The organism is Candidatus Vondammii sp. HM_W22 (assembly GCF_022530855.2).
In the GTDB taxonomy this organism is placed as follows: domain Bacteria; phylum Pseudomonadota; class Gammaproteobacteria; order Chromatiales; family Chromatiaceae; genus Vondammii.
Genome location: NZ_CP099567.1, coordinates 2,314,390 through 2,327,158, shown reverse-complemented (window position 1 = coordinate 2,327,158; position 12,769 = coordinate 2,314,390). Strand labels below are relative to the sequence as shown.

The window sequence follows — 12,769 nt, the reverse complement described above, 5'->3', positions numbered from 1 at the left end:
AAAAAACAAAACCCCGGAGGGTTCTTTCGAATTTCGGGGTTTTTTTAATGCCTGCAGATATTAGTCTCAGGAGGCAGTAGATTGCTTGCGCTCTTCCCACTTGGTCACCTCTTCATCCCAATCATCCATGTGGACATAGGGTTGGTACGAGGCTAGGATATCACGTTCGGATCGATTTCCACGGAGTTATAGTCAAATCTGGTGTTTAGCCAGTTGAATCAAGCGGTGACCTGATCGACTCTTGCTACCTCAACACCCTCTTTAAATTTGATTCCGGTTATCACCTTCGCCAGGTAATCGAAACCCCGTAATCGTCTCCACTTCTTCACGGCACACAGGCCGAGTTTGAACATCATGTGTAGCATGCCGTCACGCGATAGGCAGCCCTTGGAACGCCTGGTTCGATGACGGATTGTTCCGAAGGTGGATTCAATCGGATTGCTGGTTCGAATGCTCTGCCAGTGCTGCGCAGGAAATTGATAGAAAGCCATCAGCTCCTCTCGGTCTTTGTGCAGACAGATGGCAGCCTTCGGATACTTTGGCTCATACGTTTTGATAAACAGATCAAAGGCCTTTTCCGCATCGGCCTGGGTCTCCGACTGCCAGATGTTATGCAGTGCCTGCTTCGCTTTCGGCTGAGCTGACCTTGGCAGGCAGTTCAGCACGTTCATGGTCTTGTGCATCCAGCAGCGCTGCTGGCGCATCTCCGGATACACTTCCTCCAGCGCAGCCCGGAATCCCATGGCACCGTCACCGATCGCCAATTTTGGCGGGGTGAGTCCGCGTGACTTCCGTTTTAACAGTACCTCCCGCGGATTCCCGTACACCATTGACCTTTCCCCCAAAAATAGAGCCATGATAAGGATGAGATTTCCAATTAGTCTGTATATTAGGAGATCTCAACATGAAGAAGAAGCGTTACAGCGAAGAGCAAATTATTGGTGCCATCAAGCAGCATGAGTCAGGGGTAAAAGTTGATGACATTTGTCGTCAGTTCGGCATTTCAACCGGGTGCTTTTATAACTGGCGAAGCAAGCACGCCGGGATGGATGTCTCAGAAGCCAAACGGCTCAAAGAGCTTGAAAGCGAAAACAACAAGCTTAAGAAGTTACTTGCCGAGAAAATGCTTGAAGCTGAGGCGATGAAGGATGTGCTCTCAAAAAAGTGGTAAAGCCTGCTGATAGAAAACAAATCGTGAGCTACCTTAAGTCGCGGTTCAAATTAAGTGAGCGTAGAGCTTGCCAATTAGTAGGCTTAAGTAGAACCGCTTTTCGGTACGTTACTCAATGGGGAAAAGATGAGCCTCTACGCAAACGGTTACTTGAGTTAGCAAAGAAGCATCCGAGTTATGGTTATTTGTTTTTACATGGCCTCCTGAGAGGTGAGAGGCTTGTGAAAAACAAGAAGCGGACCTACCGAGTCTATAACGAAGAAGGTCTTCAAGTGAGGACTAAAAAACGCAAGAAGATAATACGACCAAGAATGCCAACGATTATGCCCATTGGTAAAAATATACGCTGGTCAATGAATTTTGTTAGTGATCAGTTGGCTAATGGTCGCCGCTTTCGAGTATTTAATGTGATTGATGATTACTCAAGAGAAGTTATTGGCCAGCTCTCTGACTTCTCGATCAATGGTCACCAGGTCGCTCGTTTTTTAACTCAGCTGATTGAGCTAAGGAGCGCTCTGGATCAAATAATCTGCGACAACGGTACTGAGTTTACTAGCAAGGCGATGTTCTACTGGCAAAAAGAAAGTGGCGTTAAGCTAGGTTTTATTCAGCCAGGTAAGCCTACTCAGAATGCGTTTGTAGAAAGCTTAAACGATAAATCGAGCCTGTAAAGTTTTCTGTGTAACTGCCTGGGTTAACTATATACCGCTAAGCGTTCTTCGAACTCAATCATAAATCTATTCAGTGCTGGTTTCGAATTACGGATTGGCATTGTCCACTTTTTCGATGCGGCCTGGATTGCCAGATAGATTACCTTCTTTGCCGAGTCATCGGTTGGAAACAATTTCCGCTTTTTGATCGCTTTGCGAATGACGCTGTTCAGCGGCTAATGGTGTTGTTCGTGCAGATCACTTTTCGTTTGTCCTCCGGGTAGCTGAACAGCGTGTTGATATTCTGCCGATGGGCACGCCAGGAGCGGCTGATCCGGGGGTACTTGTTGTCCCACCGGTCAGAGAATTTATCCAGCGCCAATAAGGCTTCTTCCTCGGTGATGGACTGGTAAATCTTTTTCAAATCAGCCGTGACAGGCTTGTAGTCTTTCCAAGGCACGTACTTCATCGAGTTCCGTACCATATGCACGATACAGAGCTGGATCTGGGTATCCGGAAAGGCCGTGTTGATGGCATCAGGAAAGCCTTTTAAGCCTTCGACACAGGCAATCAAAATATCCTTCACTTTCTCCGATAGGCACATCCCTAATAATTCCTTGTGGCCTTCCAGGTTAACGCCCAGAGCGAGGTAAATCGCTTTGTTGATCACTTTCTTGTCTTGCCTGATTTTAACGACAATGCAGTCCAGATAAACAATAGGATAAATCGCATCCAGGGGGCGAGATTGCCATTCAACAACCTGTTCGATAACTGCATCAGTGACTTTGGATATGAGTGTGGCAGAGACATCGGCCCCATACATCTCCTTGAATATCGTGACGATTTCGCGGGTTGTCATACCTTGGGCATACAAGAAGAGGATCTTGTCATCCATTGAGGTAAATCGACGCTGGTGCTTCTTAACTAGCTGAGGTTCAAAGCTGCCTGCTCTATCTCGCGGGGTATCCAGTTCAAACTGGCCATCTTCCGTTTGCAAGGTCTTGCTGGTCGTGCCGTTGCGGCTATTACTCGCTTCGGGTTGTTGATGCTTGGCAAAGCCAAGGTGATCATCCGGTTCAACGTTGAGGGCTGCATCGACCGTGATCCTGGTCAGCATTTGCCGAAACTCGTTGAGATCTTCTTCAGTTTTGATGTTTTTAGCGGCCGCCTGGGCTATCGCCTGGAGCTCTTTCTTGTCGATCGTCCCCTTGTTTGGGTTTAATGATAGGCAGTTACACAGAATTCAGGACAGTCTCGGGCTCTCCCGATTTGCTAAGACTATTGGCCCTTGTCGGTTTTTTAGAGGTTCCCTGAACACCTTTCTCTGCGAACTCTATGCTTTTTCGCGTTTTCTGCATTCTTACATGACGATAGTTTGTTCAAATCAAGGTTTTCCCAGATCCTGAGGACGGGCACTGACTGATTCATGCTGTAGAAGTGCAGTCCCGGTGCGCCATGCTCCAGTAGTTCCCGGCAGAGGTTACTGGTGACATCGATTCCAAAGTCACGGATGCTGTTGATATCGTCGCCAAAACCTTCCAGCCGTCTTTTGATCCAACGTGGAATCTCTGCTCCACAACCATCTGAAAAGCGTGACAGGCTGCTGTAGTTGGTGATCGGCATAATGCCTGGAACGATGGGAATATCTAGCCCCCGTTTTTCACAGGAGTCGACGAACTGGAAGTAGGCTTCAGCATTGAAAAAATATTGGGTAATGGCTGCGTTTGCTCCCGCCTTGACTTTACGTTTGAAGTTGAAGAGGTCTGCCTCGGCACTCAGAGCCTGTGGATGAAATTCAGGATAGGCGGCGACTTCAATGTGGAAGTAATCGCCAAACGACTGTCTGATCTGCGCTACCAATTCGTTGGCATAGTTCAAGTCGCCAAGCCCGCTGAGTCCTGCTCCTGAAGGAAGGTCTCCGCGAAGGGCGACAATGCGCCTGATACCCTGTGATTTATAGCGAGTGAGAATCTCATCGATCTCTTCCCGGCTGCTGCCGATACAGGATAGGTGGGGGGCGCACTCAACACCTTGAGATACCAGCCAATCAACCGTCTCATAGGTCCGCTCCTGGGTGGAGCCGCCAGCACCGTAGGTGACCGAGATATATCCCGGATTAATCGCTACAAGCTTTTTGACGGTTGTTTGCAGCCTCTCCATCCCTGTTTCGGTTTTGGGTGGAAACAGTTCAAGACTGAAAGTCGGAGTAAATTTTTTCTGTGATTCCATGCCAGTACTCAATCAAACTGATAATGATGGATGATGCATATCGGGCTTTTGTTATCGCACCCTATAAACCACCTAAAGAAGGCGTACATCTCTACACTGTTTCCAGATTATTAATAACGGTAGTGATCCGGTTTGTAGGGACCGTCCACAGGCACGTCGATATAGTTTGCCTGCTCTTTGGTCAACGTGGTTAGGTTTGCCCCGATTTTATTGAGGTGCAGTCGGCCCACTTCCTCATCCAGCTCTTTTGGCAAGGTGTAAACTTTATTGGCGTATTGGTCACCCTTGTTCCAGATCTCCATCTGGGCTAGTGTCTGATTGGTGAATGAGTTGGACATGACGAAGCTGGGATGGCCGGTGGCGCAGCCTAGATTTACCAACCGGCCCTGGGCCAGCATGATAATACGCTTGCCGTCGGGGAAAATGATGTGGTCCACCTGGGGCTTGATTTCGTCCCACTGGTACTGTTCGAGGCTGGCGATATCGATCTCGTTGTCAAAGTGCCCGATGTTGCAGACGATGGACTGATCCTTCATTTTTGCCATGTGATTATGGTTGATGACGCGGTAGTTACCGGTGGCTGTGACAAAGATATTAGCCTCGCTGCAGGCGTCATCCATGTTTACGACCCGGTAGCCTTCCATTGCTGCCTGGAGGGCACAGATGGGATCGATTTCCGTAACCCATACGGTAGCACCCAGACCACGCAAGGATTGTGCACACCCCTTGCCCACATCGCCATAACCTAGGACCAGGGCAATTTTGCCTGCAATCATCACATCAGTGGCACGCTTGATGCCATCGACCAGGGATTCCCGGCAGCCGTAGAGGTTATCGAATTTCGATTTGGTGACTGAATCATTGACATTTATGGCTGGGAAGGCGAGTTCACCGCTTTTGGCCATTTGATAAAGGCGGTGAACACCGGTGGTGGTCTCCTCGGTAACACCCCGGATATTTTTCAAGGTGTCAGAGTACCAGTTCGGTTGTACCGATATCCGAGCCTTGATGGTGGCGTAGAGTACGATCTCTTCTTCACTGGTTGGGTTGTCGAGTACACTGATATCTTTCTCGGCTTTGGCGCCGAGATGGAGCAGCAGGGTGGCATCACCACCATCGTCAAGAATCATATTCGGGGCGCCGCCATCGGTCCATTCCATGATTTTATGGGTGTACTCCCAATACTCGGTCAGGGTTTCTCCCTTGAAGGCGTAGACTGGAATGCCCAGACCCGCAATAGCGGCGGCGGCGTGATCCTGTGTGGAGTAGATGTTACAGGACGCCCAGCGAACTTCGGCTCCCAGCTCAATCAGGGTCTCGATCAGTACGGCGGTCTGGATTGTCATATGCAGGCTTCCGGCGATACGAGCACCCTTCAGGGGTTTTTCTTTACCGTATTTTTCCTGCAGTGCCATCAGGCCGGGCATCTCTGTTTCGGCGATAGCAATCTCTTTGTGACCCCAATCCGCAAGGGAGAGATCGGCAACTTTATAGTCATTTAAAGTGGCAGTCATGGTTTTAGTCTCCGAAAAAACTAAGCGCCGTTTACTGTGGATCAGCTCGCTAAGCCTGGCAGGAAAATCACCTGTTGCAACGCTCCTCAGCCAGCTGGAATGAGTTAAAGAATTATTTCGGTGTACACCTTCCCACGTAGCGTGTGGGAATGAGATGGTTCATTAAATCTCAGAGGCCGGCAGCCTCTCGCAGCAGATCAGCCTTATTGGTCCGCTCCCAGCTGAACTCAGGTTCTTCGCGGCCGAAGTGGCCATAGGCAGCGGTCTTCTGATAGATCGGCTTGATTAGGTCCAGCATCTGCATAATGCCAAAGGGACGCAGGTCGAAGTGCTCCCGTACCAAGTCAGCTATCTTCTCTCCATCGATTTGGGCAGTGCCAAAGGTATCGATGGAGATGGAGGTGGGCTCTGCCACCCCAATGGCGTAGGAGATCTGAATTTCGCAGCGGTCGGCCAGACCGGCGGCAACGATATTCTTGGCCACATAGCGCCCGGCATAAGCTGCAGAGCGATCCACTTTGGATGGGTCTTTGCCGGAGAAGGCCCCGCCACCATGGCGGGCAGCGCCACCGTAGGTGTCAACGATGATCTTGCGACCGGTGAGGCCGCAATCGCCGACCGGGCCGCCGATAATGAAGGCGCCTGTGGGGTTGATATGGTAGCGGGTATCTTCATGCAGCCATTCGGAGGGAAGAACCGGCATGATGATATTTTCCATCACCGCCTCTTCCAGATGCTCGTGCTTGATGTCAGGGTCGTGCTGGGTGGAGAGCACCACGGCATCAATGCTGACGACCTTACCTTCACGGTAGCGGAAGGTGACCTGGCTCTTGGCATCGGGGCGCAACCAGGGCAGCACGTTATCACGGCGCATTTCTGCCTGGCGTTCCATCAGTCGGTGAGCGTAGGTGATGGGGGCTGGCATCAGCACCTCTGTTTCATTCGTCGCGTAGCCGAACATCAGGCCCTGGTCACCCGCGCCCTGTTGTTCAGGGGCAGAGCGGTCAACACCCTGAGCGATATTCCCCGACTGCTTGCCAATCAGCGACATGACGGCGCAGGTGCTGCCATCGAAGCCCACATCGGAGCTTGTGTAACCGATATCGCAGATCACTTTACGCACCACCTCGTCCAGGTCGACCCAGGCATTTGTGGTTATTTCTCCGCCGACAATGACAACCCCTGTCTTGATCATGGTCTCGCAGGCAACCCGGGCATGTTCCGGGTTGGAGTCCTGTTTGAGGATGGCATCCAGTACGGCGTCAGAGATCTGATCCGCCATTTTGTCCGGATGTCCCTCCGATACTGATTCGGAGGTAAATATGTAATCGCTCATAATTAATAAATTCCCAATAAAAAACCCGCCTGACAAAAGCTAAGGCGGGTTTTCCGAAATAGTGACCGGTCTGACGCTTTAGCCGCATTTGTAACGCGCCCGCAATCTGATATCAAATCGGCGCAGTGGCTAGATTATGCGCATACTCCTGGAATTGTCAACATATCAAGTCAAGGTCATGATCGGTTTCCGATTGTTTCGAGGCAGGATTATGAAGCGGTTTAGCCATTGGACCACTCTTTCCGGTTATGTAGCACTTGAGTGCCCCTAGTCATGGAACCTTAATAAATTAAGGGTAGCATTTATTAGCTGATGCTGGCATTTTGATCCCCTTTTTATCAATTTGTTTAATCCTGAGAAGGAGTAGTTTATGGTCTCACTCGAAACTCCGGTGTGTGATTTTGCACTTCCTGCCATTGATTTTTCTCTTCCCGGCGTGGATGGCAAAACTTGGACTCTGGAACAGTGTCGCGGAGAAAATGGGCTTCTGGTGATGTTTATCTGTAACCACTGCCCCTACGTAAAAGCGGTTATTGATCGTATTCTGCGGGATGCTAGGGAATTGAAGGGGCTTGGAGTCAACTGTGTGGCTATTATGTCGAATGATTCGACTTACTACGAAGAGGACTCGTTTGAGAATATGCAGAAGATAGCTGAACAACTGAACTTTCCCTTTCCCTATTTGTTGGATGAGTCGCAACGGGTGGCCAAAGCTTATGGCGCTGTCTGCACACCGGACTTTTTCGGGTACAATGGTGAGCTGCAACTCCGGTACCGTGGTCGCCTGGATGAGAGTCGGAAGGAAGCGGCGGCTGAAGATGTCCGCAGAGACCTTTTTGAAGCGATGAAGCAGGTGTCTGAGACCGGCAAAGGGCCGGATGCCCAGATCCCGAGCATCGGTTGCTCCATCAAGTGGCGGGAGTAATATTTATTGTGCGACGCACAATAATGGTCTGTTGATGATTTGTTAAGCAGTGATAGGTATCAGTTTTTTATAAAATTGCCAAGTGGTTTTTTTTACCCTCATAAAGTGACCTGGCTTGCCCCAAGAATTGCGATAGGGTAAGAATAGGCCCCTTTTCAGTGGGCACTGAATATCCTTATAGATGTAAGTTTTTTTGCCTCTTGGGCAGGCAATACGACTACCGACGGAAGCAGGTGCTGTTGCTTGTTGAAATGCCCCGGCAACTGTCAATTTACAGGGCAGGGCAGGGCAGGGCAGGGAGAGGGAGCCTGAAGAATAAAAGACGCTCCCCCGCAGGGCGGATGGGGCAATAATAGATCTGTCGAAGATCGGGTGCGTTTTGGGGGCTAGGACGTCCCAAAATGCATCACGAGATCGAAGGTATGCTTTATGTATTAACACCGGGTCTGCCAGTGGCAGAACCTGGATGAGAAAGAACTTCTAACCAGTTTTAACTATATAAATAGGAGGGATCATGTCCTCACGCAGAACACTTGCTAATGCCATCCGCGCTCTCAGTATGGATGCGGTGCAGAAAGCTAACTCAGGTCACCCTGGTGCCCCGATGGGTATGGCCGATATCGCTGAGGCACTGTGGAACGGCCATATGAAACACAACCCGGCCAATCCGGATTGGGCCGATCGTGACCGCTTCGTTCTCTCCAACGGTCATGGCTCCATGTTGATCTACTCCCTGCTTCACCTGACCGGTTACGACCTCAGTATGGATGATCTGAAATCTTTCCGTCAGCTTCATGCCAAAACCCCGGGCCACCCGGAATATGGTTATGCTCCAGGCGTAGAGACCACCACTGGCCCGTTGGGTCAGGGTATTGCCAATGGCGTGGGCATGGCTCTGGCCGAGAAGACCATGGCCGCCCAGTTCAATAAGCCGGGACATGAGGTCGTCGATCACAACACCTACGTATTCATGGGCGATGGCTGTCTGATGGAGGGTATTTCCCATGAAGCCTGCTCCTTTGCCGGTACTCTGGGTCTGGGGAAACTGGTCGCCTTCTGGGATGACAATGGTATCTCGATCGACGGCCATACCGATGGCTGGTTTACCGACGATACGCCCATGCGTTTCGAGTCTTACGGCTGGCATGTGATACGGAGTGTGGACGGCCATGACGCCGATGCACTCAACAAGGCGATTGAAGAGGCAAAGTCTGTCACAGACAAGCCAACGTTGATCTGCTGTAAGACCATCATCGGTTTCGGTTCCCCGAATCTGGCTGGTACCCACGATTGCCACGGAGCTCCACTTGGTGATGATGAAATCAAACTGACCCGCGAGCAGCTGGATTGGGCTCACGGTCCTTTCGTGATCCCCGATGAGGTCTATGCCGGTTGGAATGCCAAAGAGGTGGGTGCCGCAGCTGAGTCTGTCTGGGCTGATAAGTTTGCAGCCTATAAGGCTGAATACCCTGAGCTGGCTGCTGAATATGAGCGTCGTACGGCTGGTGACCTACCCGCCAACTGGGAGGAAGAGGCGGCCAAGTTTATCGCCTCTGTCAACGAGAAGGCTGAATCTCCTGCCACTCGCAAGGCTTCCCAGAATGCACTGAACGGTTTTGGTCCGTTACTGCCGGAGTTTCTCGGTGGCTCTGCCGACCTCTCCCCCTCCAACCTGACCTTCTGGTCCGGCTGTAAGTCGATCAATGAGGGCAATGCCGATGGTAACTATCTCTCTTACGGTGTGCGTGAATTCGGCATGTCGGCGATAATGAACGGTGCCTCGCTCCACGGTGGATTCGTACCTTACGGCGCGACTTTTCTGATGTTCTCAGAGTACGCCCGCAACGCACTGCGGATGGCAGCACTGATGAAGATTCAGTCTATCTTCGTCTATACCCATGACTCCATTGGTTTGGGTGAAGATGGTCCTACCCATCAGCCAATAGAGCAGATCCCGACTCTGCGTATGATTCCGAATATGGATGTATGGCGTCCATGCGATGCAGTTGAGACTGCTGTAGCCTGGAAATGCGCTGTAGAGAAAAAAGATGGCCCAACCTGTCTGATCTTCTCGCGTCAGGGCCTGGCCCATCAGCCGCGAAGTGATGCACAGATTGCTGATATCGCCAAGGGCGGTTATGTGCTGGTTGATTGTGACGGTACTCCAGACGCCATTGTTATCGCCACCGGTTCCGAAGTGGATCTGGCGGTGAAAGCTGCTGCCGCTTCCGATAAGAAGGTACGCGTGGTATCCATGCCAAACACCTCTGCTTTTGATGCACAGGATGATGCCTACAAAGCGTCCGTTTTTCCTGCCTCCGTGACTGCCCGGGTAGCTGTTGAAGCAGCAGTTTCCGATGGCTGGTACAAGTATGTCGGCTTGAACGGCAAGGTGATTGGTATGAACCGCTTCGGTGAGTCTGCCCCAGCCGGCCAGCTGTTCGAGGAATTCGGCTTCACCGTGGATAATGTCGTCAGCGCTATCGACGAAGTATCCACCTGAATCCAGCAATCGTTGCAGGGCCTCTTCGGGTGCCCTGTAGATAAAGTTATTAGCAAGCTAAATATTAATGGAGCGTAACAATGACTATTAAAGTTGGTATCAATGGATTTGGCCGTATCGGTCGTATGGTTTTCCGTGCAGTGGCAAAGGACTTTTCTGATATCGAAGTCGTTGGTATCAACGATTTGCTGGATGCAGACTACCTCGCTTACATGCTGAAGTATGACTCAGTACACGGTCGCTTTGACGGTGACGTTTCTGTTGAAGGTAAGAACCTGGTAGTCAATGGCAAGGCCATCCGTCTGACCGCTGAGCGTGATCCGGCTAACCTGAAGTGGAATGAGATTGGTGCCGATCTGATTATCGAGTGCACCGGCTTTTTCCTGACTGAAGAGTCTTGCCAGAAGCATATTGATGCCGGCGCGAAGAAGGTTGTTCAGAGTGCGCCTTCCAAAGACGGTACTCCGATGTTTGTATACAGCGTTAACCACGATGAATATGCTGGTCAAGCCATCGTCTCTGCTGCCTCATGCACCACTAACTGCTTGGCGCCTGTCGCCAAGGTACTGAATGACAACTGGGGTCTGAAACGCGGTCTGATGACCACCGTTCATGCTGCAACCGCTACCCAGAAAACTGTTGACGGTCCTTCCATGAAAGACTGGCGCGGTGGCCGTGGCATCCTCGAGAACATCATCCCTTCATCTACCGGTGCTGCCAAGGCTGTTGGTGTTGTTCTGCCTGAGCTCAATGGCAAGCTGACGGGTATGGCTTTCCGAGTTCCCACCTCCGATGTCTCTGTTGTTGACCTGACTGTCGAGTTGGAGAAAGAGGCCTCTTACGACGATATCTGCGCTGCCATGAAGGCGGCTTCCGAAGGTGCAATGAAAGGCACGCTTGGCTATACCGAAGAGAAGGTTGTCTCTACCGATTTTCGTGGTATCGTCCAGTCATCCATCTTTGATGCCGGCGCTGGTATTGCGCTGGATGGTACTTTCGTCAAAGTGGTCTCCTGGTATGACAATGAGTACGGCTATACCTGCAACATGTTGCGTTTTGTTAAGCACGTAGCTGCCAACTGACAGGTTGTAAATCTGTAGATTAGCAGGGCAGGCATTGCCTGCCCTGTTTTTCTTCTCAGTTTCCCAAAAACCTGCGAAGAGGTATTAGCTGAAATAGTGGTTTCATCTAATCCCTTTTATCGTCCACTTAAAGCAGTAGCAAGGAGACTCAGACCATGTCCGTCATCAAAATGACTGATCTTGATCTCGCCGGTAAGCGTGTTCTTATTCGCCAGGATCTGAATGTCCCGATCAAGGATGGCAAAGTGGCATCGGATAAGCGGGTTCGTGCTTCCATGCCTACGATCAAGCATTGTATCAAGGCTGGCGCCAAAGTGATGTTGATGTCTCACCTGGGACGTCCCACCGAAGGTGAGCCTGCGGATGAGTTCTCGATGCAGCCGGTAGCAACCCATCTTTCAGATGCGTTGGGGAGAGAGGTCAGGCTGATCAAGGATTACCTGGAGACATTTCCAGAGCTGGCGGATGGTGACGTTGTTCTGATGGAGAATGTCCGTTTTAACGTTGGTGAGAAGAAGAATGACGAGGCACTCTCCAAGCAGTACGCAGCACTTTGCGATATCTATGTGATGGATGCTTTTGGTACCGCTCATCGCGCCCAGGCTTCCACCCATGGTGCAGGTACTTATGCAGCGATTGCCTGTGCCGGTCCGCTGCTCGCAGGTGAACTGGATGCACTGGGTAAGGCCCTCGACAATCCAAAGCGCCCAATGGCTGCTATTGTCGGTGGTTCCAAGGTTTCAACCAAGCTGACGGTTCTGGAGTCTCTCTCTAAAATCGTCGATCAGCTGATTCCCGTTGGTGGTATTGCCAATACTTTCATTGCCGCGGCGGGTCATAATGTTGGCAAGTCCCTTTATGAAGCGGATCTGGTCTATGAAGCCAAGCGCCTGATGGAGGCCGCCAAGGCCAAGGGCGGCGAGATTCCTGTTCCTACCGATGTTGTCTGCGGTAAGGAGTTCTCTGAATCTGCAGAAGCCGTTGTGAAGAAAGTGGAAGATGTAATCGACGACGATATGATTTTCGATATCGGTCCTGAGACGGCTGCCCGTTTTGCCGAGATGATGAAGGCTGCCGGTACCGTTGTCTGGAATGGTCCAGTCGGTGTATTTGAATTTGATCAGTTTGGCGAGGGTACCAAAACCCTGGGTATCGCGATTGCCGATTCCGATGCGTTCTCCATTGCCGGTGGTGGCGACACCCTGGCTGCCGTTGAAAAGTATGGTATCTCTGAGCGAGTCTCCTATATTTCCACAGGTGGCGGCGCATTCCTGGAGTTTCTGGAAGGAAAACAGTTGCCTGCGGTAGCCATGCTGGAAGCACGTGCTGCTGAGTGATCCCCAAAAGAGCCCCTGTTGT

At 51.0% G+C, this 12,769-nt stretch carries 7 protein-coding genes, 3 pseudogenes and 1 riboswitch; of the genes and pseudogenes, 5 read left to right on the top strand and 5 right to left on the bottom strand.

What is annotated here, in order from left to right; translation table 11 throughout:
- Positions 1-218 precede the first annotated feature (218 nt).
- Positions 219-812 (bottom strand): annotated as a pseudogene (locus MN084_RS12845) (IS256 family transposase); the annotation flags it as partial.
- Between the two features lie 92 nt (positions 813-904).
- Here MN084_RS12845 and MN084_RS12840 point away from each other — a divergent pair.
- Positions 905-1,830: pseudogene (locus MN084_RS12840) on the top strand (IS3 family transposase); the annotation flags it as partial.
- A gap of 35 nt (positions 1,831-1,865) precedes the next feature.
- Here the strand turns inward: MN084_RS12840 and MN084_RS12835 are convergent.
- The 4 genes and pseudogenes from MN084_RS12835 to metK all read right to left on the bottom strand — a co-directional run bounded on the left by MN084_RS12835 (position 1,866) and on the right by metK (position 6,900).
- Positions 1,866-3,022, bottom strand: a pseudogene (locus MN084_RS12835) (IS256 family transposase).
- 98 nt (positions 3,023-3,120) lie between these two features.
- Positions 3,121-4,050 (bottom strand): methylenetetrahydrofolate reductase [NAD(P)H], encoded by a 930-nt coding sequence (gene metF / locus MN084_RS12830; RefSeq protein ID WP_241086117.1) that lies wholly within the window; start codon positions 4,048-4,050, stop codon positions 3,121-3,123.
- A 110-nt stretch (positions 4,051-4,160) separates the two neighbouring features.
- Positions 4,161-5,564, bottom strand: a complete 1,404-nt coding sequence (gene ahcY, locus MN084_RS12825) for an adenosylhomocysteinase (protein WP_241086118.1) — start codon at positions 5,562-5,564, stop codon at positions 4,161-4,163.
- Positions 5,565-5,579: 15 nt separating this feature from the next.
- A riboswitch (S-adenosyl-L-homocysteine riboswitch) is annotated at positions 5,580-5,658 on the bottom strand.
- Between the two features lie 75 nt (positions 5,659-5,733).
- The gene (gene metK, locus MN084_RS12820; protein ID WP_241086119.1) at positions 5,734-6,900 is read right to left on the bottom strand and encodes a methionine adenosyltransferase; all 1,167 of its coding nucleotides are present in this window, start codon (positions 6,898-6,900) and stop codon (positions 5,734-5,736) included.
- Between the two features lie 370 nt (positions 6,901-7,270).
- Between metK and MN084_RS12815 the strand changes: the two genes are divergently transcribed.
- The 4 genes from MN084_RS12815 (at position 7,271) to MN084_RS12800 (ending at position 12,747) form a co-directional block, all read left to right on the top strand.
- Positions 7,271-7,825, top strand: coding sequence for a thioredoxin family protein (locus tag MN084_RS12815; RefSeq protein WP_241086120.1), 555 nt, complete (start codon positions 7,271-7,273; stop codon positions 7,823-7,825).
- Between the two features lie 514 nt (positions 7,826-8,339).
- The gene (gene tkt / locus MN084_RS12810) at positions 8,340-10,328 is read left to right on the top strand and encodes a transketolase (protein WP_241086121.1); all 1,989 of its coding nucleotides are present in this window, start codon (positions 8,340-8,342) and stop codon (positions 10,326-10,328) included.
- 80 nt (positions 10,329-10,408) lie between these two features.
- Positions 10,409-11,410 carry a type I glyceraldehyde-3-phosphate dehydrogenase gene (gap, locus tag MN084_RS12805; protein ID WP_241086122.1) on the top strand — a complete coding sequence of 334 codons (1,002 nt, stop codon included), beginning with the start codon at positions 10,409-10,411 and terminating at the stop codon, positions 11,408-11,410.
- A 155-nt stretch (positions 11,411-11,565) separates the two neighbouring features.
- Positions 11,566-12,747 (top strand): phosphoglycerate kinase, encoded by a 1,182-nt coding sequence (locus MN084_RS12800; protein ID WP_241086123.1) that lies wholly within the window; start codon positions 11,566-11,568, stop codon positions 12,745-12,747.
- The last annotated feature ends 22 nt before the right edge of the window (positions 12,748-12,769 follow it).

Bases quoted from the DNA above. Each gene is read 5' to 3' on its own strand.
- metK (WP_241086119.1), bottom strand. From the start codon at position 6,900: ATGAGCGATTACATATTTACCTCCGAATCAGTATCGGAGGGACATCCG.
- ahcY (WP_241086118.1), bottom strand. From the start codon at position 5,564: ATGACTGCCACTTTAAATGACTATAAAGTTGCCGATCTCTCCCTTGCG.
- metF (WP_241086117.1), bottom strand. From the start codon at position 4,050: ATGGAATCACAGAAAAAATTTACTCCGACTTTCAGTCTTGAACTGTTT.
- gap (WP_241086122.1), top strand. From the start codon at position 10,409: ATGACTATTAAAGTTGGTATCAATGGATTTGGCCGTATCGGTCGTATG.
- tkt (WP_241086121.1), top strand. From the start codon at position 8,340: ATGTCCTCACGCAGAACACTTGCTAATGCCATCCGCGCTCTCAGTATG.
- MN084_RS12815 (WP_241086120.1), top strand. From the start codon at position 7,271: ATGGTCTCACTCGAAACTCCGGTGTGTGATTTTGCACTTCCTGCCATT.
- MN084_RS12800 (WP_241086123.1), top strand. From the start codon at position 11,566: ATGTCCGTCATCAAAATGACTGATCTTGATCTCGCCGGTAAGCGTGTT.